The 23,179-nt window shown below is 71.5% G+C and carries 18 protein-coding genes; 4 read left to right on the top strand and 14 right to left on the bottom strand.

The genetic code is table 11. The features are described 5' to 3' along the window. The first annotated feature begins 85 nt into the window (after positions 1–85). Positions 86–646 (top strand): pyridoxamine 5'-phosphate oxidase family protein, encoded by a 561-nt coding sequence (locus C4V41_RS24645; RefSeq protein ID WP_103958274.1) that lies wholly within the window; start codon positions 86–88, stop codon positions 644–646. Positions 647–1,031: 385 nt separating this feature from the next. On the opposite strand, the gene C4V41_RS60820 is transcribed toward C4V41_RS24645, so the two are convergent. The 12 genes from C4V41_RS60820 to C4V41_RS24585 all read right to left on the bottom strand — a co-directional run bounded on the left by C4V41_RS60820 (position 1,032) and on the right by C4V41_RS24585 (position 16,152). Then, positions 1,032–3,821: a hypothetical protein gene (locus C4V41_RS60820; protein WP_146103770.1), complete on the bottom strand. Its 2,790-nt coding sequence runs from the start codon at positions 3,819–3,821 to the stop codon at positions 1,032–1,034. Positions 3,822–3,858: 37 nt separating this feature from the next. Further along, complete coding sequence (locus C4V41_RS24635; protein ID WP_200824194.1) at positions 3,859–4,092, bottom strand: hypothetical protein; 234 nt, start codon at positions 4,090–4,092, stop codon at positions 3,859–3,861. Positions 4,093–4,137: 45 nt separating this feature from the next. Then, positions 4,138–5,637 (bottom strand): DUF2228 domain-containing protein, encoded by a 1,500-nt coding sequence (locus tag C4V41_RS24630; RefSeq protein ID WP_103958273.1) that lies wholly within the window; start codon positions 5,635–5,637, stop codon positions 4,138–4,140. Between the two features lie 75 nt (positions 5,638–5,712). Further along, positions 5,713–6,438 (bottom strand): NPCBM/NEW2 domain-containing protein, encoded by a 726-nt coding sequence (locus C4V41_RS24625; protein ID WP_103958272.1) that lies wholly within the window; start codon positions 6,436–6,438, stop codon positions 5,713–5,715. Between the two features lie 107 nt (positions 6,439–6,545). Next, on the bottom strand, positions 6,546–7,742 hold the full coding sequence (locus C4V41_RS24620; RefSeq protein WP_103958271.1) for a sialidase family protein: 1,197 nt from the start codon (positions 7,740–7,742) through the stop codon (positions 6,546–6,548). An 11-nt stretch (positions 7,743–7,753) separates the two neighbouring features. Continuing rightward, positions 7,754–8,626, bottom strand: a complete 873-nt coding sequence (locus C4V41_RS24615) for a dihydrodipicolinate synthase family protein (RefSeq protein ID WP_103958270.1) — start codon at positions 8,624–8,626, stop codon at positions 7,754–7,756. 23 nt (positions 8,627–8,649) lie between these two features. Then, the gene (locus C4V41_RS24610; protein WP_103958269.1) at positions 8,650–9,897 is read right to left on the bottom strand and encodes an ABC transporter substrate-binding protein; all 1,248 of its coding nucleotides are present in this window, start codon (positions 9,895–9,897) and stop codon (positions 8,650–8,652) included. 38 nt (positions 9,898–9,935) lie between these two features. Further along, positions 9,936–12,653 (bottom strand): alpha-L-rhamnosidase, encoded by a 2,718-nt coding sequence (locus C4V41_RS24605; protein WP_103958268.1) that lies wholly within the window; start codon positions 12,651–12,653, stop codon positions 9,936–9,938. Then, positions 12,650–13,471 (bottom strand): carbohydrate ABC transporter permease, encoded by an 822-nt coding sequence (locus tag C4V41_RS24600; protein WP_103958267.1) that lies wholly within the window; start codon positions 13,469–13,471, stop codon positions 12,650–12,652. The genes C4V41_RS24605 and C4V41_RS24600 overlap by 4 nt, the downstream gene beginning before the upstream one ends. Further along, positions 13,471–14,382, bottom strand: a complete 912-nt coding sequence (locus C4V41_RS24595; RefSeq protein ID WP_103958266.1) for a carbohydrate ABC transporter permease — start codon at positions 14,380–14,382, stop codon at positions 13,471–13,473. Before C4V41_RS24595 ends, C4V41_RS24600 begins: the two co-directional genes overlap by 1 nt. Then, a complete protein-coding gene (locus tag C4V41_RS24590; protein WP_103958265.1) occupies positions 14,379–15,059 on the bottom strand; it encodes a GntR family transcriptional regulator in 681 nt (226 codons plus the stop codon). The genes C4V41_RS24595 and C4V41_RS24590 overlap by 4 nt, the downstream gene beginning before the upstream one ends. A gap of 256 nt (positions 15,060–15,315) precedes the next feature. Continuing rightward, positions 15,316–16,152 (bottom strand): helix-turn-helix transcriptional regulator, encoded by an 837-nt coding sequence (locus tag C4V41_RS24585; protein ID WP_103958264.1) that lies wholly within the window; start codon positions 16,150–16,152, stop codon positions 15,316–15,318. Between the two features lie 102 nt (positions 16,153–16,254). Between C4V41_RS24585 and C4V41_RS24580 the strand changes: the two genes are divergently transcribed. The 3 genes from C4V41_RS24580 to C4V41_RS24570 all read left to right on the top strand — a co-directional run bounded on the left by C4V41_RS24580 (position 16,255) and on the right by C4V41_RS24570 (position 20,649). Further along, complete coding sequence (locus tag C4V41_RS24580) at positions 16,255–16,971, top strand: SDR family NAD(P)-dependent oxidoreductase (protein ID WP_103958263.1); 717 nt, start codon at positions 16,255–16,257, stop codon at positions 16,969–16,971. 8 nt (positions 16,972–16,979) lie between these two features. Continuing rightward, positions 16,980–17,348 carry a hypothetical protein gene (locus C4V41_RS24575; RefSeq protein ID WP_103958262.1) on the top strand — a complete coding sequence of 123 codons (369 nt, stop codon included), beginning with the start codon at positions 16,980–16,982 and terminating at the stop codon, positions 17,346–17,348. A gap of 121 nt (positions 17,349–17,469) precedes the next feature. Further along, a complete protein-coding gene (locus C4V41_RS24570) occupies positions 17,470–20,649 on the top strand; it encodes an AfsR/SARP family transcriptional regulator (protein WP_103958261.1) in 3,180 nt (1,059 codons plus the stop codon). Here C4V41_RS24570 and C4V41_RS24565 read toward each other — a convergent pair. Both C4V41_RS24565 and C4V41_RS61985 read right to left on the bottom strand, forming a co-directional pair. Further along, positions 20,644–21,672, bottom strand: a complete 1,029-nt coding sequence (locus tag C4V41_RS24565) for a hypothetical protein (protein WP_103958260.1) — start codon at positions 21,670–21,672, stop codon at positions 20,644–20,646. The two genes, C4V41_RS24570 and C4V41_RS24565, sit on opposite strands and share 6 nt — an antisense overlap. 25 nt (positions 21,673–21,697) lie before the next feature. Beyond that, a complete protein-coding gene (locus C4V41_RS61985; RefSeq protein ID WP_160150378.1) occupies positions 21,698–23,092 on the bottom strand; it encodes a phenylacetate--CoA ligase family protein in 1,395 nt (464 codons plus the stop codon). Positions 23,093–23,179 lie beyond the last annotated feature (87 nt).

Raw genomic sequence — 23,179 nt, 5'->3', positions numbered from 1 at the left:
TGACACAAGACGTCGGGATTCAGAGCCACCATGGGTACACCGACGTGGGAATGAACCGGGCCCACGGATATGGACAAGGATCTCAATGCGCGAAACGTCCGAGGAGCTCAAGGAGCTTCAGGCCCTCCTCGAAGCCTCCCTTTCCCGCTCCACCTCGCACCTCCGCTCGATCGTCACCGAGAACACCCTGACCGCGGAGCAGGTCACCCGGATCCTGACCGGCATGTGCACCCTCGCCCTGTCCACCGTGACGGCGAAGGGCGAGCCGCGGATCAGCGGTGTGGACGGGCACTTCCTGCACGGCAAGTGGCACTTCGGCACGGCGCGCGACGCCGCCAAGGCCCGCCACCTCGCCGCCCGCCCCGCCGTCAGCGCCGCGCACATGCGCGGTGAGGACCTGGGCGTGTTCACGCACGGCACGGTGGAGATCCTCAACCCTCAGGACGGCGAACGGGCCGCGGACTGGCCGTACTTGGTCGCCTACCTCAAGGACTTCTACGGCGACGACCTCTTCGACTGGGACAACGAGGTGGTCTACTACCGGCTGCATCCGCACTGGATGACCGTGTACGCCCCCGACGCCGGCAAGCTCACGTCTGTACCACCGGAGAACGACGGGACGGCCGTCACCGGGTCAGGCCGATGATGAGTTCGTCGCGGCCGCTCACGCCGGTGTTGCGGTAGATGGATTTCAGGTGGTCGTGCACGGTGTGCTGGGACACGCCCGATCTGCTTGCTGGGCAGCGCGTCGAGCAGGTGCCGTACGACCAGGAGCTGATGCCGCACCAGGCGGTGATGGCGGACCGGAGGGCCGCAGGATGGTGACGACCACCTCGGCCGACTCCGGATCCCCGATGAGCCGGCCGATCGCCCTCGCCCTTGTCACCGTGTCCGGCGGCGACCAGTGGGCGTGGTCGATGTGTGGAGCGACCTCGCCGCCACGGTGAAGGGCCCCAGCGCCCGCCGCACCAGCCAGGCCGCCCTGATCTTCGTTTCGGGAGCTGATCCCCGCTCCATGCCCTCAGGACCGATCAGGCCTCCCGGGTCAGGAACCCGTGGAGGCTTCGGCAGGCTCGGGTCAGTGAGGTCGAACCGCGCTTCTTCGCGTGGGCGGCCACCTCGGGGATCTCGCCCCGCGCGCCCGCCCACATGGCGAGATCCGTGGCCAGGACGACGGCGTCGGTGTGCGGGCGCTGGGCCCGTTCGCCCTCCCTCGGCAGGAAGACGGCCAGGAAGTGGCGCAGGATCGTCCATGCCTCGGCGTGCGCGCCCTGCCTGGCGGCCAGCTCCAGTGAGGGCAGCGCGGGGCCGGCCTCGTAGCGGGTGCGGCGGCTCAACTGGCCCAGCAGGCGGCCCGTCTCTTCGGCGGGAAGCGCGCCCTTGGCCGCCAGTTGCAGCAGCGGGGGCACCGCGTCGTCGCCCTCCACGGTGAGGAAGTAGGCCAGGACCAGGGCCGTCGCCGGGCCGGACGTGCCTTCGGCCATGGCCAGGGCGCGGAGGTCGTCGATCGCGATGCCGGGCGGGTCGAAACGGCCGATCAGGCCGACCGCCAGATGGGCCGCCGCGAGCTCCCGGTGGTGGGGCGTCATGGCGGGCCAGAAGTGACGTGACACGCGCCGGAACGGGCGCATCTCGGACGGGGTCAGCAGGGCGTCGAGGTGGGCGAGGCCGGTGGGCTCCACGGGCCGCCAGCTCACGTTGGCGATGCCGCGCTGGTCGAGGACGTGGTCGTCGCAGGGCACGACGCGGGAGCCCAGGTCGAGGGTCCAGGTCAGCTCCACCTCGGGGGGCGGGGGCGCGCCGCGCTCGAACCAGCGGGCCACCACCTCGGAGCCGCTGCTCTTCGCGCGTTCGGCCAGGTCGGGGGCGGGGCCGGGTGGGAGGCGTAACAGGGCCTGTGCCAGGTCCAGCGGGAGTGGTTCGCGGCTGGATTCCGCGTACACGGCCAGGCGGTCGAGCAGGGTCTCGGGGTCGAGGTGGCCGTCGGCGCGGGTGGGGGTGGCCAGCAGGACCGGGGGCAGGGCTCCGGTTTTCGCCGCGCGCAGGAGTTCGTCGAGGCGGGACAGGAGGAAGGCGTCGGGGCGGGCGCACTGCCGCAGGCTGGGGAGGCGGTTCCAGGGGGTGGGCGCAGGCCGCCCTTCGGGGTCGTAGAGGTCGTGCGGGCCGGTCTGGACGTCGAACGCCCGCTGGATGTCCTCCTGTACGTGGCCGGGCATCTCGTGGAGCGGGACGATCGTGCGGAGGCCGGGGAACAGGTGGAAGGCCGTGGCAGCGACGTTCACCATGCTGTCGTACAGGGTCTGCCCGAGGCCGCCGGAAAACGCCTGCTCCGCGGTGCCCCACTGCCTCGGCGGACGGGCCACGGGCGGCCCCGGATCTTCGCCTGGGTTGACGAGTTCCCTGGCCAGCGCCGTGCACCAGTCACGCGGGGACTCCCACCTCTCCGCGTCGTAGAGCACCGGCCGCAGGTGTTCGCCGAACCGGCGGGCCAGCGTTTCCCTCAGGGAGCCCGGGTTCGTCCGCGCCTCCCGCGTGACCGCCGCCAGCCACGCCTCGACATCGATCCAGCCGATCTCCTCCGGCGGGCCGCTCTCCAGATCGGAGGTGGGGAACGGGCCGGGGACGGTGACCTCGGGCAGGTGGCCGGGGGTGAAGTCGCCGGTCCAGCCTTCGGCGAAGCGCTCGAAGAGCTGCCGGGCCGAGGACGGGGGCAGCAGGTCGGCCGCCTCCAGGATCGGGGCGGGGTCGGTGATGTGGCCGGCGTGCTTGAGGGTGAGGGTGACCGCGCGGTCGCGTACCTCATGAGAGGCGTGCGCGTACGCGCTGGTCAGCGCGGTGACGTGGTCGGCCACCCGCTCCGGGTGCGGGCCGAGGTCGCGGTCGAGCCAGGTCAGGCCCTTCACGGCGAGCTTGGCCTCTGGGCGGAAGGTCATCGCCTCGATGGCCTCGGCGACGTCCGCCGGGTCGAGCCGTGCCTGGCGTACCTGCCGCCAGGCCAGCTCGGCCACCGGGCCCGGCGCGACGGGCAGCAGCCGCAGGTAGTCGCGCAGCCGCCCGGCCGACTCCTCCGGCGTGGGCGCCACGAGCGTGTGCAGCCGGACGAAGAAGCGCAGGTCCTGTGCGTCGCCGCCGAGCAGGAAACGGCTCACGCAGCCGGCGATGATCTGCTCGCGCGGCAGGGTGCGGGCGGTCAGGGCCAGCCAGCGGGACGGCTTCGGGGTGAGCGTCTCGTTGACCAGCGCCCGGCCCGCGCCGGCCGCCTCGAAGATCTTCGGAAGCAGGTGGGGCGTCAGCGGGTCCTTGGCCACGCCCACCGCCGACAACCAGGCCGCCACCAGCGGCTCGTGGTCGGGTGGGGTGGCCTCGCAGTCGCGCAGCAGCGCCAGGGCCAGCGCTGCGATCCGGTCGTCGGGACGGCGGATGCGGCGCGCGAGGCGTACCGCCAGATCGGCGCGCCAGGCCGGCGGGCGACCGGAGACCGCCTTCACCAGCCGGTGCGGGCTCGGCGCGCCGGACCAGCGGGGATTGAGGTCGCGCTTCATCAGCCAGGTGGCCGCCCCGGCCGGGCCGGGAATGGTCGCCGCGCCCACCATCATCAGCGCCTCGGACCGGCCGGTGACCTGGTCGCCGGCGGTCCAGTCGAAGGCGTCCCAGCCGACGGTGGCGCTCAGCAGCGGGCTCTCGCTGAGCAGGCTCGGCAACTCGGCGGCGACGGTCGCACGCTCGGCGTCGGTGAGCTTCGGCAACCGTAACGCCAGCCCCTCGGCGTCGTGGTTGAGCACGAGATTCCTGATCTCGGTCCGGATATCGGCAGATGTCATGACGTGACTCCGGTGAGCTGGGCGTGGAGGCGCCTGGTCATCGGGAGACCTCCACGGCGGCGCGGGCGACGATCCGGGCGGCCAGCACGTGTTTGCACGGCCCGAGCAGGGCCGCCGCGGCGGGGGCGGCCTGGGCCACCACGCCGCTGAAGAACCGAGGGGCCACGGCCGGGCCGGACAGGGCCCGCCCGCCGGAGGTCGCCAATCCGAGACGACCGTCGACGAGGGAGGAGGGCGCGGCGTAGGTGTACGCCTGCGTCGCTGAAGTCATGGCCGGGACAATAGATCGTCCCACCGACAATCCGGCGCGGCCGGATCAGGTCCCTTCGAGGACGTGCACCTGGGGGAGGTCGCGGTGGCGGTGGTGGGCTTGCGCGATCGCGGCGAGATTGTCGCGTCCCAGGGCGCGGTAGGCCAGGGTGAGCAGCTCGTTCGCCTGGCGTTCGCGTTCGGGGTCGCCCGCGCTGATCCAGTGCAGGTCACGGCCGAGCGTGAGGGCGTCGGCGGGCTGTCCGGCGGCGCAGCGCTGCCGTGCCTCGGCGACGCGGGCTCCGCGGGCGGCCGGGTCGGTCAGCTCCTTGCGCAGGGCCGTGCAGAAGTCGTAGTCGTCCCATGGTCTCTGACGGCCGCGTTCGATCACGGTGTCACCGTCGGCGAGCGCGCCGCCGCCGTCGAGGGTCTCGATCCGATCTTCGTGCTCGGGCTGCCCGCAGGCGTTGTGGTAGTCCTCGCCGTGTTCGTCGCGGTCGCCGGTCTCGAAGGTCATCAGGGTCTCGCGCAGCAGCCGTAGCCGATGCCGTCGTTCGACCACCTCGGGGTCCGGGGGATCGGCCGGCTCGTCGTCCCAGTCTCCGACGTGGCGCCATCCCCATTCGAGCGCGTTCCGGACGGTTTCGAGAGGGGTCCCCGATGGGAGGCCCACGCCGCCACCGTCGTTGTTGTAGTAGGAGGCGACGCCGGTGCAGGTGCGGCCGTCGTCGTACCAGAGCCCGAAATGCAGCCCGTCGGTGCCGCCGTGCATGAACGTGAGGAACTCGGGCGGGTCACGGTAGTAGCGGCCGTGTACGCGCACATCGACGCCGGGGCGGGCACCGCGCGCGGGATCGTCGAAGAGATCCATGATCCCGTACGGGACCAGCTCCAGGTCGTCGAGAGCCCGCTTTTCGATCGGGCCCAGGGACAGCAGGAAGGCCCGGAACCGGAAGATCGAGCCGGGCAGCCGGAACCCCCAGTCGCGCTCGACCCGTTCCTCAACGGCGGCGCGCTCGCGCTCCACCCGGGCCACCGCGGCGCGCTGGCCCTGCGGCCGGTTCGCCGCCCGCCACACCGCGTAGTCACGCAGCTCGGCGGCGGAACGCGCCGCGGCCCGCCGGCGGTGCGCCCGTTCGGCGTCAAGGCGCGAATAGCGCGACCGGCGCTCTTCCCGGGCGGCCGGCAGGGCGGCGATCCCCTGATCGAACGCACGCAAGGCCGCCGCCCTGCGCTGCCGCATTCGGGCGTCGACCTCGGCGCACAGCGCGGTGTAGGCGTCCCACTCCTGGGCCGGATCCTCCTCGGGAAGATCGACCCGCCCGAGGAAGAACGCGAACTTCTCCTCATACCCGAGGTCGTCGTACCGCGCCGCCACCTGCTCCCGCAGTTTTGTGAGGTCGCTGGACCACAACTCGGGTATGTCCTCGGGACGCTCCACCTGGTCCCGGTGGAGTTCCACCGTTGTCGGCCGGCCGAAGACCGTCACCTGCGCCGTCAACGTGTCTCCGTCCGCGGAGACGAGCTCCGCGTCCATGCCGGCGAACGGGCCATCGACGATCTTCACGAACCGACGCTACCGTACGGCGGAACAGAACCGTCTCAGGGATGGCGGTGGGCGGGAATTTCCGGCTTTTTCGTGTCACGGGCCGGTCTGAAACTTGGGGGAGATCCAGGCCAGGCGGAACGAGTCGCCCGTCGACGTGCTGTTGCCCTTGAGCACGAGAATCTTGAGCGTAATGCGGGACGTATCCGCCACCTGAGCCGTCACGGTCGGCGACTCGGTATACGTGGCCACCTGCTTGTCCAGCACCCGGCCATCGAGAGCCACGACCGAGAATTCGACCTGCGCCGCACCATTGGCGGATTCTCGATCAATGCCGGCTTTCGCCGTGAACGTGATGGCGCCCTGGGGGACGACGAAGTCCATGCTGCCGTCCATGGCGCCACGCTGAGAGACGAGGCAGGTCATGCCGGGAGCCGGCGTGGTCTCGCCACCCAGCAGCGCGGTGCCGTCTTCCCAGGCGTTCCCGCCCAGGCTCCCGCAGGACTCGTCCGTGACCGCCTCATTGGCGCTGAGCACGACTCCCGTTCCCGCGGACGCCTGTTCCCCGTCTCTGGTCGCCGAAGGGACGGCCGTGGCCGTGGTCGTCATGGTGACCGTCGCCGTGGCGGTCGTGGTCACCGCGATGCGATCGCCCAGCGCATCGCGTACCGCGTCAGGAGCGGCGATGATGGCGGCGACCACGACGGCGGCCGATGAGATCAGAGTTCCGGCGAATGTCACGAACGCCGTCACCACCGCGACCCGATGTTGATGCCCGCGTTCTTTTGCGGCGGCCGGATCTTCTACTCGGTCCTGGGCCATCCAGCGATATTAGCGGACATTCTTCTGCCTGTAGATATTATTCGAGTGATCCATTGTTGAGAATGGATAATTTGTCTCTCGTATTTTATTTCGCCGCCGGGTGGCCGTCATTCCCCGCCCCGCCGCGCGAGGTCGGCGACGGGGATCCTGCTGAGCTGCACGTCCTCCTTGTTGGTGCCGTACGCCGCGTACAGGTGGCCGTTCCACACGACGCTCTTCGGATAGCTGTACCCGGCGTTCTTGTACAGGCCCTCGTAGCGGCGCGGCTGCAGGTCATTGGCGGTGCGCAGGTTGTACCCCTTGTCGAAGGTCACCCCGTCGGCGCTGGTCAGCACCGTGAGCGGATACCGGGTGCGGGTGCCGGTCGGGTTGCTCACCAGGTAGGCGGTGCCGTCCGGCAGGTTGCCCGCGCTCTGCTTGCTGCGCGAGTCGGGCACGTTCGTCTCGACCGACCGCGACCAGGTCTCGCCGTTGTCGGTGCTGACCGCGGCGAGCTTGCGGAGGGTGCCGCCGCCCTGGTCGCGGAAGACCATCACGACCGAGCCGTCCGGTCGCCGGTACCAGCTCGGCTCCAGTTCGCGGCTGATCTCCGGGGTGTTCGGCTGGTTGGTGAAGTCGCCCTGCTTCCAGCCGGAGACGCCGAGCGGGTCGTCGGTGTAGTACGGCTTGACGAACAGGCCCGGCTGCACGTGGAACGCGGTCAGCAGCCGCCCGCCCGGCAGCGCCTTGACGTCCTGCTCGATGATGCCGTTCACCGGCTGCCCGTCGGCCCCGGTCACCCGCCGGGGCTTGCTCCAGCGGCGGCCGTCGGTGCTGGTCACGTACTCGGTGTGGCCGCCGCGCGGGGTCAGCGCGCGCGGCCAGACGTTGAGGTAGGCGACGAGGGTCCGCCCGTTGGTCCACCAGCCGCCGCTGGAGGTGTATCCGTCGGTGCGCGGCGCGGTGAGCGGGATCGGCTTCGACCACTTCTTGCCGTTGCCGCTGGTCGCGTAGGTGACGATCGTGTCGGGCGCGTCCTCGTCGACGGCGGAGCTCTGCCACTGCGCGTACAGCCGGCCCTTGAACGGCATGAGCACGACACCGTGGTTGTACTTCAGGTCGTCGTCGCCCGGCGCGAAGACCGTAATGGTCCTGGCGCGCTTGGCCAGGTCGAGGCCGAGGGTGGCGGTGTCGGAGGTGTCGATGAGCCCGTCGGTCACCTTCATCGGCGGTTCCTCCGCGGCGTACGCCGGGGCTGCGGACAGGGCGAGGAGGGCCGCCAAGGCGAGGGCGGCGGTGCGGACAGGGCGGCGTGTACGCGTCATGGCATTCTCCGTTAGTGGTAGAGTGGCAGGGCTCGGGCGAGCCGCCGCAGGGCTTCCTGGTCGGGTTCCGGGATCGGCATGCGTGACCGGCCGACCGGCCGGCCGGCGAGGCGGTGCACCGAGCGCATCCGCGTCGGCTCGCCCTGGATCGCGTCCACCACCTCGTCGACGTCGCCCTGCAGGCGAGCCACGGCGGCGGCGTCCGCGCGCTCCAGCGCGGCCCGCATCGCGACGAACGGTCTGGCGAACGCCGACGCCACGCCGGACACGATCCCGTTCGCGCCCGCGGCGGCGGACGTCGCGTAGTCGGCGTCGCTGCCGGTGTAAATGAGGAACTCCTCGGGCAGGCGGCCCCGGAACGAGGCGATCCTGTCGAGCGGTTCCCCGCTGACCTTCAGTCCCACGACGTTGGGGAGGCCCGCGAGCCGTACCAGCAGGTCCTCGTCCACCGCCACGCCGGTGCGCGCCTCGAAGAGGTAGACGAACACGTCCAGGCCGTCGGCCTCGGCGCTGACGTCACGGAAGAACGCGAAGACCTCGCCGGGCGGCGCCGGCAGATAGAACGGGGTGAGCACGGCGATCTCGCGGGCGCCGGCCGCCCGCGCGCCCGCGATGAGCTGCGACACCTCGAACCGGCTGGCGGCTCCGACGTGCACGATCACCCGGATGTCGGGCAGCACCTCCACGGCGAGCGCCGCGACCGCGTTGCGCTCGGGTATCGACAGGGCCGGGAACTCCCCGGTCGTGCCGAGCACGAGCGCCCCCTGGACCCCGGAGCCCGCGACGTACGCGAGGATCTCCCGGGTTCCGGTCAGGTCGAGCGATCCGTCCTCGGCGAACGACACGGGTACGGCGGTGATGATGTCATGCGACGTTGTAGGCATGGCTCTTTCGCGAGAGAAGGGAATCAGCGGCCGTAGGCCTCGTCCATCGACGCCAGCACCTGCTTGGCGTCCGCCTGCCCGGAGAAGAGCCGCTGGATCCCGGCGAGGTGCGCGGCCTGCACCTTCGCGCTCGGCCAGCCGGTGTCCGGGAAGGGAGCGGTCTTGCCGGCGGCGATGATGTCGATCGCCGCCCGCACGGCCGGCTCCGCCTCGACCTCGGCCCCCTGGATCGCGGGGATGCCGGGCGCCGTGCCGAACCAGGCCTTGGTGGCCTCCGGCGTCGCCAGCCAGTCGACGAAGCCGAGGGCGTTCACCCTGTTCTTCGCCTTGTCGTTGACCGCGAAGCTCACGCCGATGCCGCGCGGGATCGGGTTGGTGCCGGTGTCACCGCCCGGCAGCGGGAAGAACCCGAACTCCGTGCCCTTCGGAGCGGCCGAGGTGATCTGCGAGAACGAGGCCAGCACCTGCACCACGCCGACGGCCTTACCGGTGTTGACCAGGGAGTAGGACGCGGTCACGTCGGTGCCGAGCGGATCGTCGTTGAAACAGCCGGACTTGTTCATCTCCGTGTATTTGGCGAGCGCGGCCTCCCACCCCGAGCCGGCGAAGGTCGCCTGCCGCTTCGCCATCTTGTCGTTGAACGCCGGGTCGGCGGCGTAGACGGTCGAGGCGACCAGCGCGTACGGGATCAGCTGCGTCACCCAGTCGGTCTGGAGGCCCAGCGCGAAGGCGACCTTGCCCTTCGCCTTGACGTCCGCGCAGAACTTGAGCAGCTCGGTGTAGGTCGCCGGCACCTTCAGGCCGGTCTCCTTCAGCGTGCCGGCGTTGTAGATCGCGCCGATCGCGTCGAGCTTGGACGGCAGCCCGTACGTCTTGCCGCCGATCCGCAGCGTCTCGGCCGTGCCGGGCTCGACCTTCGTGGTCCACGGCCGGTCCGACAGGTCGGCCAGGTAGCCGGCCTTCTGCAGGATCGTGATGGCGCCGGGATTGCCGCTGCCCGGCCACACCGTGAACACGTCGGACGCCGTCCCCGACGACAGTTGGGTACGCAGCGTGGTCTGGTACTGCGCGGTGTCGGCCACGGTCAGGTTGACGTCGAGGCCGGTCTTCTTCTTGTACGCCTCGATCACCGCCTCCATCGGCGCCTGGTTGTTCGACGTCGTGGCGATGGTGAGCGCCTTGGTCTTCTCAGAGGTCTGTGGCGGTGACCCGCAGGCGGCCAAAGTCAGCGCCGCGATGCCGGCGACAGCGGCGATCTTCCGGTTGTGCATGCTGCTCCAAGCGAGAGGGGGCGGGGCCCCGGAGAATGTCAGTGGATCGGCGTCGCGGCAGGCGCTCCGGCCGGAAAACGGAAGTGGTAGCTTCCCGGCTCCAGCCGCAGCCGGGTGCACCCCTGCCGCTCCGCCTGGAGGGTGACCCCTTCCGAGCGGGTGACGGCCTCACCTCCTTCCGTGATCGCCGCCGCCGAGGGCACCGGGATTACGGCTTCGGCGGCCGCTCCCGGCGGTATCAGGACCGACCATTCGCACCAGCCGGCCTCGTCGCGGCGCCAGGAGCTCCCGACGCGCCCGCGAGGGGTCTCGACCGAGCCGCGCGCCCAGTCGAGGGACGCGTGGAGCTGCGGCGCGAGCCGGATGTCCGCGTACCCGGCCGAGCCGGGCGCCTGCCCGATGCCGAGCACCCCGGTGAACAGCCACTCGCCGACGGCGCCGAGTGAGTAGTGGTTGAAGCTGTTCATCCGCGGCGACTGGAATCCGCCCTCGGGCGTCCAGCCGTCCCAGCGCTCCCAGATCGTCGTCGCCCCGTTGCGCACCGAGAACAGCCACGACGGATACCGGTCGTCGTTGACCAGCGCGTACGCCAGGTCCGAGCGGCCGATCGCGGTCAGCACCGGGCACAGGAGCCCGACCGTGATGAAACCCGAGGTGAGGGAGACGCCGCGGCGTTCGATCGCCTCCACGAGCCGTTCGGCGACGGCGTCGCGCTGCCCCTCGGCGCACAGGCCGAACGCGAGGGTGAGCAGGTAGGCGCCCTGCGTGTCGCCGCGCACCCGGCCGTCGGGGCCGACGAACTCCGCCCGGTAGGCCGCGCGAACGCGCTCCGCGAGGTCGGCCAGCTCGCGCGCCTCGGCGTCCCGGCCCAGCACGGCGAGGCTGCGCGCGGCCAGGTCGGCGCTGTGCGCGAAGTAGGCGGTGGCCAGCACGTCCTTCGGGGTCTCCGCGCCGACCTGCAGCCAGTCGCCGTAGTCGTTGCCGACGCGCTCGCGCCAGATCAGGCCGGGATTGTGCCGTTCGATGTGCCGTACCCAGGCGGCCATGGAGTCTACGGCCTCGCGCAGGACGTCGGTGTCGCCGGTCGCGCGGTAGACGTGCCAGGGGATCGTCACCCCGCCGTCGCCCCAGGCCGGCGCGCCTTCCCGCAGGTGGATGAGGCGTGGCGAGATGTCCGGGAACGCTCCATCCGCGGACTGGCCGATGCGCACGTCCCGCAGCCAGCGGCGCAGCAGCGGGGCGACGTCGGCGAGCAGCAGCGCGGTCGGCGTGAACACCTGCGCGTCGGCGAGCCAGCCGAGCCGCTCGTCACGCTGCGGGCAGTCGGTCGGGATCGACACGAAATTGCCCCGCAGGCTCCAGGTGATGTTCGACGCCAGTGCGTTCAGGTCCGCGCTGGAGGTCTCGAACGCGCCGGTCAGCGCGAAGTCGTTGTGCAGCACGACCGCCTCGGCCTGCTCGGGGGCCAGGTCTCCGGTCAGGCCGGCGACCTCGGCGTACCGGAAGCCGTGCAGGGTGAACCGGGGCTCGAACACCTGCGCCGGCGAGCCGTCGGTCCAGAAGACGTCGACGGGTTCGGCGGTACGCAGGTTCGCGGTGTAGAGCTCGCCATTCTCGTCGAGCACCTCGGCATGGGTGAGCTGCACCCGGGTGCCGGCGGGCTGGCCCGTCAGGGTGAGCGCGACGCGGCCCACCACGTTCTGCCCGAAGTCGACGACGAACCGTCCGTCGCCCCGCGGCGTCACCGCGACCGCGGGCAGCCGGCCGGTCACGCGCACCGCCGGGTCGGTCTCCGGGACCAGCATGGAGGTGTCGCGGGAGGTCACCACCGCCTCCGACCAGGCCGAGGTGTCGTGTCCTGGCAGCTCCCAGCCCGGCTCGGCGCGGCGCGAGTCCTCGTACTGGCCCATCAGCAGGTCGGCGTAGAGGATGTCGCTCGGCGACTCCCTCCACCCCTCGCCGCTGACGATCGACCGGCGCGACCCGTCCGCGCCGTCCACGTCGAGCTGGACCAGCAGCGCGGGTTCGGTGCCGTAGTGCTGCGCCTGGTGCCGGCGGTCGGTGCCGATGAACCCCACGTACCAGCCGTCGCCCAGCAGCGCCGCGATGGTGTTGCGGCCGGGCCGCAGCAGGGCGGTCACGTCCCAGCTCTGGTACGTGATCCGCTCCCGGTACTCGGTCCAGCCCGGCACCAGCTCGTCCCGGCCGGCCCGCCGGCCGTTGACGTAGAGGCGGTACACGCCCTTCGCGGACGTGTGGATCCGCGCCGACGCCGGTGTGGTGGCCAGCTCGAAGTCGTGGACGAAGCGGCGTACCGGCCGCAGTTTGTTCACCGTGTAGCTGATGTCGGTGTCCTGCGGCGGCGAGGCCGCCTGGCGGTACACCGGGTTGCGGCCGATCCACGCGGCCCGCCACTCCCCGGCGTGCACCACTCCGGTGCCGAACCGGGCCCGGGCCGTCGCCCGTGCGCCCGTCTCGTCCTCGACCTCGACCTCCCATGCGTAGGCCGACGACGACACCAGCGGCCCGCCGCCGTAGCGGGCGCCGGCGGTGTCACCCGACTCCACCACGCCGGAGTCCCACACCAGCACCGCGCCGCCGGTCGCCGGCAGGTGCCGCACCCGGACGCGGTAGGAGCGCTGACGCGCGCCACGCCGGTCCGATTCCAGCCGCCAGGAGAAGGAGGGCGCGGCGACGACGCCCAGCGGCTCGTCCTGCCCGCCGGTACGCAGCTCGTAAGGTCGCAATCCGGTCATCCCTTCAGTCCTCCCGCGAAACCGCTGATGATCCGGCGCTGCAGCAGGAAGTAGACGGTCAGCACCGGCAGGATGCTGATCACCAGGCCGGCGAACACGATCGGCCAGTTCGACACGTACTGCCCGACGAAGGCGTACAGCGCGACCGTCACCGTCTGCCGCGGCGTCCCGCTCAGGTACAGCAGCGGGACCAGGAAGTCGTTCCACACGGTGATCGCGTTCAGGATGACGACGGTGCCGGTGACCGGGCGCAGCAGCGGGAAGACGACACTGCGGAACGTACGCAGCGCGCCCGCGCCGTCGATCGAGGCCGCCTCCTCGTACTCCTTCGGGATCGTGCGGAGGAACCCGGTGTAGAGGAAGATCGAGAACGGCACCTGCGCGCCGGCGTAGAGGATCACCAGCGCCCACAGCGAGCCGAGCAGCCCGAGGTCACGCATGGTCTGGTAGAGCGGAATGAGCGCCACCTGGAACGGGATCAGCATCCCGCAGAGCACCAGCCAGAAGATCGTCGAGGACAGCCCCGACGTGATCCGCGCCAGCGGGTAGGCCGCCATCGAGGAGATCACCACGATCAGCAGCACGCTGACGGTCGTCACGATCGCGCTGTTGAGCAGCGCGCCGGCCATGCCCGCCTGCTCCCAGGCGGCGGCGTAGTTGTCGAACGTCGGCGCCGTCACCGGCCGCAGCGGCGAGGAGACGTCGCCGGCCGGCCGCAGCGACAGGTTGACCAGGATGTAGATCGGCAGCACGAACACGAGGGCGACCAGGAGCATGACGACCTCACGCGCGAGGACGCCCTTGGTGTAGCGGAACATCAGCTCGCCGCCTTCCGGTTGGACAGCCGGTACTGCGCGACCGAGAACACCGCGACAACGGCCGCCAGCACGAGGGCGAGCGCGATGCCGTACCCGAACTCGTCGAACTGGAACGCCGACTTGTAGAGCAGCGTGGAGAGCGTCTCCGTGGCCCCGCCGGGGCCGCCGCCCGTGAGCACGTACACCTCGGTGAACATCTTGAAGCCGCCGATGATGGTCAGCATCACGTTGATCGTCGTCGCGGTGGCGAGCAGCGGCCAGGTCACCGACCAGAAGCGGCGCCACGTGCCCGCGCCGTCCACGGCGGCCGCCTCGATCAGCTCAGGCGGGATCGACTGCAGGCCCGCCAGGTAGATCACCATCGAGTACCCGGCGTGCTGCCACACCACGATCATGACCACCGACACCGCCGCCCACATCGGGTCGCCGAGCCAGCTCTGCCGCAGTGCGCCCAGCCCGACCGCCTCCAGCGCGCTGTTGACGGCGCCGTCCGGGGTGAGCATGAACTTCCACAGGTACGCGACCACGACCGGCGTGATCACGACCGGGGCGAAGAAGAGCACGCGCAGCACGTTGCGCGTCTTCAGGCCCGTGTGCAGGCCGACCGCGAGCAGCAGCCCGACGCCGTTCTGCAGCACCGTGATCGCGAGCGCGAAGACGAACGTCATGGTCAGCGCTTCGAGCGAACTCGCCGAGGAGAAGATCCGGACGAAGTTGTCGAACCCGACGAAGCTGTAGCCGGGGGAGAGCCCGTCCCAGTCGGTGAAGGCGAGCGCCCCGCCGCGCAGGGTGGGCACCACGACGGCGAAACCGTAGAACGCCAGCGCCGGCAGCGCGAACCAGAGCAGTCCGCGCGACGGCGCCGCCGGACCACGCCTGACGGTGACCTTTTCGCGAGTGGCGCCGCTCATGAGGCGCTCTCCTCGGTCCAGCCGGCCTCGGCCTCGATCATCGCCAGGACCGCGCGCCCCATCCGGTCGCGCGCACCGCGCAGGTGGGCGCGCATCGCGGCGGCGAGCGGGTCCGCCTCGCCCGCGGCGATCAGCTCCAGCAGCCGGCCGTGATCGTGCGCGGACGGGTGCAGGTCGACGTCCTCCTCGACGGTCAGCCGCATCAGGCTGGCGATCAGCGGCCGGCAGTCCTTCCACACGTCGATCAGCCTGCGGTTGCCGCCCAGTTCGTACAGCAGGGCGTGGAACCGCAGGTCGGCCTGGGCGAACTCGCGGGCGTGGGATCGGTCGGCGGCGGCCACCATCTCGCGGACGATCGCGCGCCCGGCCTCAAGCCGTTCCGGTGTCGCCAGTTCGATGGCGCGCGTCACGGCGACCACCTCGATCGCCTCGCGCAGCTCGTACAGGTCCTCGATGTCGCGCTGGGTGAGACCGACGACGAAGAAGCCCCGCCGCCGGGACTCGACCAGCCCCTGGGTCTCCAGCAGCCGCAACGCGTCCCGGACCGGGCCCCGGCTCACGCCGTACTGCGCGGCCAGGGAGTCCTCGACGAGATGCGTCCCGGGTCGCAGCGCGCGCCGGACGATCTGTTCCCGCATGACGTCGGCGAGTTGATCTCCCAGGGCCGGCGCACGCATGGGTGTCTTCGACGTGAGCACTCCCGAACCTCCCGTTTACGGTTAACCGTACGACAGTTAACCGTTAACAAAGAAGGCGCGTCAACACCGATTCGTGTCGGTCGAGTAACGCTCCGGCTCGGTGATCACCTCCGCCGGAACGTCGACCAGAACCGCCAGACGACTCCGGCCGGCCCGAGCGCCTCTCAGAGCAGGCCGCGGTCGGGGCACCTCCACGGCTTGCCGGTCTCGGAGGCGGAGCGGACGCGGCGATGACTCATACCTGCTGCAGCCCGATCACGCGCAGCATGTCGAGCATCGTCGCCTCGGGGGAGCCCGGCTCGGCCGAGTAGACGAGGACGGTCTGGTGGCCGTCCGGGAGCAGCATGGTGTCGCAGTCCAGCGCGAACGTGCCCAGGCTGGGATGCCTGACGCTCTTGGTCGCGGCCCGCCAGGGGGAGGAGCGCCCCTCCCGCCACAGCTCGTCGAAGCGCGGGCTGCCACGACGCAGCTCCGCGATCAGCCGGATCAGGTCAGGGTCGCCGGGGTAACGGGCCTGCGCGGCGCGCAGCGTGCCGACCGAGGCGCGGGCGGCCGCGTCGTCCTCGTCCGGGCCCGCCGCGATCTGGCAGCGGCTGCTGCCGAGAAAGCGCTGCCAGATGAGGTTGCGCCGCCGCCGCGGCCACGCGGACATGTCGCCCTGCAGCGCGGCCCCGAGGGGGTTCCAGGCCAGCACGTCGCCCTTGGCCGACAGCACCAGCACGGGCAGGTCCGCCATGCGGTCCAGCAGCCGGAGCACGCTCGGCCGTACGACCATCGAGATGCGCCCGGCCTGTGGCGGCTCGTGGCCGGCGAGCCGGAACAGCAGGTCGCGGTCGTCGTCGCCGAGCCGCAGGGCCTGGGCCAGCGCGGCGATGACCTGGCTGGAGGGCCGAGGTCCGCGGCCCTGCTCCAGCCGGACCACGTAGTCGACGCTCAGGCCGGCGAGCATGGCCAGCTCCTCCCGGCGTAGGCCCGGCACCTGGCGACGCGTTCCCGCCGGCAGCCCGACGTCCTGCGGCCGTACACGGGCGCGGGCGGCGCGGAGTATTCGGGCGAGTTCGGCGCGGTTCACGGTTCAATCATGCCGCGTAGGTCGCTCCGGCCGGGTGGTACCGCAGGTCCTATGCCTCGGCGGCCCTGGAGGACCCGGGCGTTCGCACCGAGGATCGCTTCCATGACGCAGGAGAAGACGGTGGCGCTGGTCACCGGAGCGAACAAGGGGCTGGGGCTGGAGACCGTACGCCGCCTGGCCGGCAGGGGATGGCAGGTCTTCCTGGCCGCGCGGGACCGGCGGCGCGGCATCGAAGCCGCCGCCGGGCCGGCCGGTGAAGGGGTGGAGTTCGTCGAGCTCGACGTGACCTCCGACGACTCCGTGGCGGCGGCCGTGAAGGCCGTCGCAGAACGCGTGGACCGCCTGGACGTGCTCGTCAACAACGCGGGAGTCGGCGGCCCGCTGCTCGATCCGGCCGACATGGACGCCGACATGCTGCGGGCGCTGTACGAGGTGAACGTCTTCGGGCAGGTGCGGGTCACCCACGCGTTCCTGCCGTTGCTCCGCAGGTCGCGGCAGCCCCGCATCGTCATGGTGTCCAGCGCTCTCGCCTCGCTGACCCACGCCGGCGACCCCGCCCGCCCCGAGCACGGCTTCCTGAGCCTGGACTACGCCTCGTCGAAGGCGGCGCTCAATATGATCGTCTCCCAGTACGCCCGCGCGCTGCCCGGCTTCCAGGTCAACGCCGCGGATCCGGGCAACCCGGCCACCGACATGAACCATCACACAGGCGTCCACACCGTCGCGGAGGGAGCCGCCGCGATCATCAGACTGGCCACCCTGGACCCCGGCGGGCCGACGGGAGGCTTCTTCGGCAGTGACGGCCCCGTCCCCTGGTAGGAGTGAAGATGACCAAGATCCTGACGATCGGGCTGCATCCGAGCGCGATCGACTACACCGGCTTTCCCGACCTCGACGAGGCGAAGCTCACCGCGCGGGTCGAGCAGGGCGACGCGGCGCTGCGGGCGGCGGGCCTCGACACGGTGCCGTGCCTGATCGGCACCGACCCGGAGGAGGCGGAGAAGGCCGTCCGTGAACGGTTGCCCGAAGGGCCCTTCGGCCTGGTCATGATCGGCGGCGGGGTACGCATGATCCCTGAGCACACCCTGCTGTTCGAACGGCTGATCAACGTTCTGGTGGCGCCGACACCCGGAATCCGGTTCTGCTTCAACACCTCACCGGAGACGACGATCGACGCCATTCGCCGCCTGCTCTGACCGCCCAGGCCGGGGCGGAATTTTCATGATCCCGCCCCTCCACGGCGTGTCAGTACTACAGTCACCCCGAATCGGGCCATCCCGGTAGCCCGGTGGACAACGTGACGATCGGGAGTCGCCTGTGACCGTGTTCGGCATTCTCGGTTCCGTTCAGGCTCTCTCCGGCAACAGGCCCGCGCGTCTCCCGGGGAAGCAGCGGTCCGTGCTGGGCGTCCTCCTGCTCTACCCCAATACGCCGGTCTCCCTGGAACGCCTGATCGACTGCCTGTGGGAGGAGCCGCCCGCCTCCGCGGTGTCGAACATCCACAGCTACGTCACCCGCCTCCGCCGAACGGTCGTCCCGCACCTCGTCACCCAGGACCACGGCTATCTCCTGACCCTTGAGCGCACCCAGCTCGACCTGCTCGTCTTCGAGGACACGCTGAGCAGGGCGCGCGGCCACGCGGACGCCGGTGACCTGGACGCGGCCAGTGACGCCTACCGGGACGCTCTGTCGCTGTGGCGTGGCCGCCCGGCCGAGGACGCGCTGCTCACCTCCTCCGTGGCGCCGCGCGTCGCGCTGCTGGAGGAGCTGGCGCTGTCGGCCCGGTCCGACTGGACCGACGTCCGTCTGCGGCTGGGCCTGCACGAGGAGCTGATCGGTGAGCTGCGGGCGCTCGCCGAGGCCCACTCGCTCAACGAGGGCGTCTGGCGGCAGCTCATCCTGGCACTCCACCGGTCCGGCAGGCGGGCAGAGGCCCTGGAGATGTTCGGCCAGGTCCGTACGCTGCTGGCGAGCGAGCTGGGCGTCGAACCGGGCACCGAGCTCCAGCGCCTGCGCGCGGCGATCCTGGGCGACGACGCGGTGCTCGCCCGTCCCGAGCGCGAGACCGTACGCCTCGTGCCCCGGCAGCTCCCGCCGGCGGTGGGCCGGCTGATCGGCAGGCGGGCGGAGCTGAAACACCTGGACGAACTGTCGGCCGCGCGGGTCATCCTGGTGGTCGGGGGAGCGGGAGTGGGCAAGACCACGCTCGCCGTCCACTGGGCGCACCGCGTGGCGGAGCGGTTCCCCGACGGGCAGCTCTTCCTCGACCTGCGCGGGTTCGACCAGGCGCAGCCGATGAGCACGGCCGAGGCGCTACCGCGCCTGATCCAGGGGCTCGGCCGGCCCGCGGAGGACATCCCCGTGGAACTGGAGGTCCAGATCGGTCTGTACCGGTCGATCCTGGCCGGGCAGCGGGTTCTCGTGGTGCTGGACAACGCCGCCGAACCGGACCAGATCCGTTCCCTGATACCGCCGGAAACCGGATCCCGGATCCTGGTCACCAGCCGCGACAGGCTGAGCGGCCTGGTGGCGCTGGAATCCGCCGGGCGGATCACGCTGGACGTGCTCGACCCGGACGCGGCCGTCGACCTGCTCGCCGACACCATGGGCCCTGACCGGATCCGCGGCGAACCGCACGCCGCCGCCCGCCTGGCCGAGCTCTGCGCGCGCCTGCCGCTGGCCCTGCGGGTGGCCGGCGCCCGGGCGGCGAGCGGCCCGCACAGGACGCTCGCCCAGTACGTGGCCGAGCTCGGCGATCACGACCTGCTCTCCCACCTGGAGGTCGAGGGCGATCGGCGGACGGCGGTGCGCGGCGCGGTCGGCCGATCGTACGAGGCGCTGGCCCCGGCGGCACGGCGGCTGTTCCGGCTGGCCGGGCTGGTGCCGAACACCGGCATCACCGTCGCGGGCGCGGTGGCGCTGGCCGGCCACCCGCCGGGCGACACGGCCGGACTGCTGGAGGACCTGGCGCGGGTCCACCTGATGACCGCGGAGCCGGACCGCTACACCTGTCACGACCTGCTGGTCGCGTACGCCGCGGAGCGGACCGAGGCGGAGGACTCGCCCGCCGAGCGCGAGACCGCCGTCGACCGGTACCTGGACTTCTACCTGCGGACGATCGTCGCCGCCGGCGAGCACGTCGACGTGCGCGTGGTCGGGCCGGCGCCGGACGGGCCGGTCACGGAGGTGACGCCCCTCTCCTTCGGCACCGCGGCCGACGCGTCGAGCTGGCTCGACCAGGAGTGGGACACCATCGCCGCGATGATCGCCCGCGCGGCGGAGCGCGGCCCCCACCCGATGGCCTGGCGGCTGGCCGACGCCCTGAGAGACGTCATGTCCTGGAAACGGCCCATCGCCGAGTGCCTGCGCGTCGCCGAACTCGGGCTCAAGGCCGCCCGCGCCGAGCAGGACGGCCTGGGGCAGGGCGCGATGCTGATGTCCATCGGCTACGTACGCTGGCGGACCGCCGACCTGGACGCCGCCATCGACGCCTACCGTCAGGCGCTGCCCTTCCTGCGCCGCGCGGGCTGGCGGGCGGGCGAATCGGCCGTGCTGCGGGCCAGTGGGGTGGCCCTCGCGCAGGCCGGGACGCCCGAGCAGGCCGTCAACCGGTTCCGGCGGGCCCTGGCCATCGACCGCGAGCTCGGCAACCGCGCGGGCGAGACGTCCAGCCTCGGCAATCTGGCGGCGCTCTATCTCGACCTCGGCCGCCTGCGCGACGCGGAAGAGCGCCACCGGCAGGCGCTGGACGCGGCCGTCGAGATCGGCAAGCGTCGGCTTGAGGCCGTCGTCCGCACCAACCTCGGAGTGGTCCAGCGGGAGATGGGCCGGCTCGGGGACGCCTTCGACACGCTCAGCGGGTCATTGTCGCTCGGGCGCGAGATCGGGTCCCCGTACGTGGAGGCCATGGCGCTGGAATCCCTCGGCGGCGTGCATCTCGACGCCGGTCGCCACGAGTCCGCGCTCCAGGCCCTGTCGGAGGCGATCTCCGTGGCCAGGAGCGTCGAGAACCACGACACCGAGGTGCGCGCGCTGATCGGGCTGGCCCGGGCGAAGATCAGGAGTGGGGCCGCCGGAGACGCCGACGACCATCTCGCCGCCGCCGCGGCCGTCACCGAACACACCGGCCACCGGCCGAACCAGGTGGATCTGCTGCTGGCGCGCTCGGAGCTGGCCAGCTCCCGGGGCCTGCACGCGGAGGCGCTGGCCCACGCCGACGGTGCCCGCCGCCTGGCGGGCGACGGATTCCCCTTGGCGCTGGGCAAGACGCACAGCGCCGTCGCGGCCGCGTACCTCGGCCTGGGCGATCCGGCCGCCTGCCAGGAGCACTGCGAGGAGGCGCTGCGGATCTTCCGCCGGACGGGGCAGCGGCTCGCCCAGGCCAGAGCACTGATCACGCTGGGGCACGCGCTCCAGAGCACGGGGAACGAGGGCGCCGCCCGATCGGCTCGGCGGCGCGCCCACGCCATCGCCACAAAAGCGGACGCCTCGCTATAGCTGCCTGATGAACGGGACGCCTTCGTAACCCGCCCGGCGCGCGGCCCGCAGCGCCGTCCCAGGCGTCGGCCCCTCCGCGATGACCGCGTCGTCGTCGACGGCCACCCAGGTGTCGGCCGGCCGGTCGGCCGCGGTCCGGGCGGTGCGGAGCCCGGCCGCCAGCCGATCGACCCGCCCGGAGGTGTCGACCACCGACGCCGGCTCACCGAGCCACCGGCTGGTACGGCGTTCCGCCCCGTGGATCCGGCGCCAGACCAGGTACTGCACCAGGATCGCCGGCCCCAGCACGGTGAGGAACGCCATCCCCGAGCGGAGCACCCCGGTGGCGAAGCCGACCTGTACCACGATGATCAGGCCGACGCCGACGGCGGCCCCGATCCATCCCGCGGTCCTGCCGAACGCCTTGGTCGCGACCATCGGCCACAGCGCGAGCATCAGGCAGTCGCCGAGACCCGCCGCCACCGGCACGGCCCCGGTCGTCACGGCGAGCAGCGGCGCGAACGGATAGCCTTCCACCTGGGCCAGGAACTGATCGGTCATGTCGCCGAGACCGGTCGCGAACAGGTCGTACACCGCCAGCGCACTGGCGAACGCCGCGACGTGGCCGGCGGTCATCCCCGTCTGCGTCCACAGGCTCGTCACACCGATCACGACGATCATGATGAGGGCCGCGTTGAGCACCAGGACCACGGTGTCGTACCCGGCGATGGCGGCCCCGGCCGTGGCGGCGACGAGCAGGACGGCCGCGGCCGTGGCGAGCCGTCCGCCCAGCAACGGCCCGAGCGCCAGTTGGAGGCTGACGAGGAACATGACGCCGAACACCGCGGAGACGGCCGGCGCCGGCATGGCCAGGTAGGTGACGGGCATCACGACCACCAGGCAGCTCATGATGAGCACGTCGGAGGTGGTGGAGCGCCCCACCGGCGGACGCGGCAGCCGATACCGGTGCACGTAGCCGAGGCCGAGCACCACGATCAGCGCGATGAGGAGGTCGAGTAGCGCGAAGTTCTGCAGGGTGAACATGGGGTCTCCGGGCGGGTGGTCGCCGTTATGAACGCGACGTCTCGAAGCTGTGCTCGTACAGGTCCGCGCGGACGCGGCACGGCTCGGGAAGATCTCGGGCCTCGTCGACGAGCACGATGTCGGCGACCTGGAGCGAACGAGCCGTCGCCAGGTCCTCGATCCGGCCGAGCACACCACCTGGTGCGACGACGTGCAGGTCGGGCTTGAGCGGGTCGCCGGTCAGCGCGTACCGGGTCGGCAGCGGGACCTCCCGCACCCCCTGCAGCACCTCCAGGATGTCGCGGGCGGTCGGACCTCCGGTGAAGTGCTTGGCCCGCCCGACGATCGGCGAGGTGGCCGGTAGCTGGGCCAGCTCGCAGCCGTAGGGTTCGTCCGGGAGCCGGCGGACGAGATCGCCCGTCCGGTAGCGGACCAGCAGCGTCGTGTCGCGGTAGGGAGCGTACGGCGTCGCCACGAGCTCGCCGATCTCACCCACCTCCGCCGGGGTGTCGGCGTTCCGGTCGAGCACCTCGAAGTGGGCCTGCTCGGAGGCCAGATGAAGGTGCTGCCGCGTGCACACGAGCCCCGTGGTCGGCACCAGCTCCGTCATCCCGTACACGTCGGAGACCGGTACGTCGAACACCTCGCGCACCCGTTCGCGGAGCGCGTCGGTCAGGATCTCCGCGCCGGTCAGGATCTGGCGCAGCCCGAAATCCCTGGCCTGCCAGCCGTCCTGCTCGGCCCGCTGCACGAGCGCCCCCAGATAGGAGGGGACGGTGTACAGGTCGGTGATGTGCGGCGCCTTTCCCGGCAGGTGCAGCGGCGTGGCCAGCCGGTCCAGCGCGATGCCCGGGTCGACCAGCCCCTGCGCGACGAAACCGGCGCCGACGAGGCCCAGCGCCCGCTGCACCGAGATCAGGCCCACCGTCGCGCGCGAGCTGACGCACGACATGCTGACATGGTGTTCCCGCACGCCCCCGACCATCAGGTACGAGATCGCCGACAACACCGCCGAGAGGTCCAGCTCATACCGCGAGAACCAGACGACGGTCGGCGTCCCGGTAGTGCCGGTGGTCTGTGCCATCAGGACCGGTTCGCTCTTGTCGGAGATGAACGCCGGCCCGGCGCCGCGCAGGGCCGACTTGGGCGTGGTCGCGACCTGGTGCAACTGGTCGAGACCGATGCGGCTCGGATCGACGCCGTGCTCCTCGAACCAGAGCCGGTAGTAGGCGGTGTGCTCGGCGGCCTGGCGGATCGCCTGGCGCAGCCGCCGGTCCGCCATCGCCCGGCGGATCTCCGGGTCGTCGACACCGCTGCCGGGCAGCATCTCGTCGGCGCCTTCACCGGGCTCGCCCAGCTCGTCGAGCGTCTGGCGGAGATCGATCACCATTTTGCGCAGGGCGTCCACGTCGAATCGGCCGCCGCGGAGCACGGTGGCCACATAGCGAAGCTGTCGAGCGGCTGTGGCAAGCATGGGGCCTCAATTCATCTGACGGCGCAGAAGGGCCGGTCGGCCGGTCCCGGAGAC

This window comes from Nonomuraea solani, from assembly GCF_900108335.1.
GTDB classification, from domain to species: domain Bacteria; phylum Actinomycetota; class Actinomycetes; order Streptosporangiales; family Streptosporangiaceae; genus Nonomuraea; species Nonomuraea solani.
This window is presented reverse-complemented; position numbering and strand designations above follow the sequence as displayed.

Coding starts and splice junctions, on each gene's coding strand:
- C4V41_RS24595 (WP_103958266.1), bottom strand. CDS start 14,382: ATGAGCGGCGCCACTCGCGAAAAGGTCACCGTCAGGCGTGGTCCGGCG.
- C4V41_RS24615 (WP_103958270.1), bottom strand. CDS start 8,626: ATGCCTACAACGTCGCATGACATCATCACCGCCGTACCCGTGTCGTTC.
- C4V41_RS24605 (WP_103958268.1), bottom strand. CDS start 12,653: ATGACCGGATTGCGACCTTACGAGCTGCGTACCGGCGGGCAGGACGAG.
- C4V41_RS24590 (WP_103958265.1), bottom strand. CDS start 15,059: ATGCGTGCGCCGGCCCTGGGAGATCAACTCGCCGACGTCATGCGGGAA.
- C4V41_RS24645 (WP_103958274.1), top strand. CDS start 86: ATGCGCGAAACGTCCGAGGAGCTCAAGGAGCTTCAGGCCCTCCTCGAA.
- C4V41_RS24610 (WP_103958269.1), bottom strand. CDS start 9,897: ATGCACAACCGGAAGATCGCCGCTGTCGCCGGCATCGCGGCGCTGACT.
- C4V41_RS24635 (WP_200824194.1), bottom strand. CDS start 4,092: ATGACTTCAGCGACGCAGGCGTACACCTACGCCGCGCCCTCCTCCCTC.
- C4V41_RS24600 (WP_103958267.1), bottom strand. CDS start 13,471: ATGTTCCGCTACACCAAGGGCGTCCTCGCGCGTGAGGTCGTCATGCTC.
- C4V41_RS24625 (WP_103958272.1), bottom strand. CDS start 6,438: ATGGCCCAGGACCGAGTAGAAGATCCGGCCGCCGCAAAAGAACGCGGG.
- C4V41_RS24620 (WP_103958271.1), bottom strand. CDS start 7,742: ATGACGCGTACACGCCGCCCTGTCCGCACCGCCGCCCTCGCCTTGGCG.
- C4V41_RS60820 (WP_146103770.1), bottom strand. CDS start 3,821: ATGACATCTGCCGATATCCGGACCGAGATCAGGAATCTCGTGCTCAAC.
- C4V41_RS24580 (WP_103958263.1), top strand. CDS start 16,255: ATGACGCAGGAGAAGACGGTGGCGCTGGTCACCGGAGCGAACAAGGGG.
- C4V41_RS24575 (WP_103958262.1), top strand. CDS start 16,980: ATGACCAAGATCCTGACGATCGGGCTGCATCCGAGCGCGATCGACTAC.
- C4V41_RS24565 (WP_103958260.1), bottom strand. CDS start 21,672: ATGTTCACCCTGCAGAACTTCGCGCTACTCGACCTCCTCATCGCGCTG.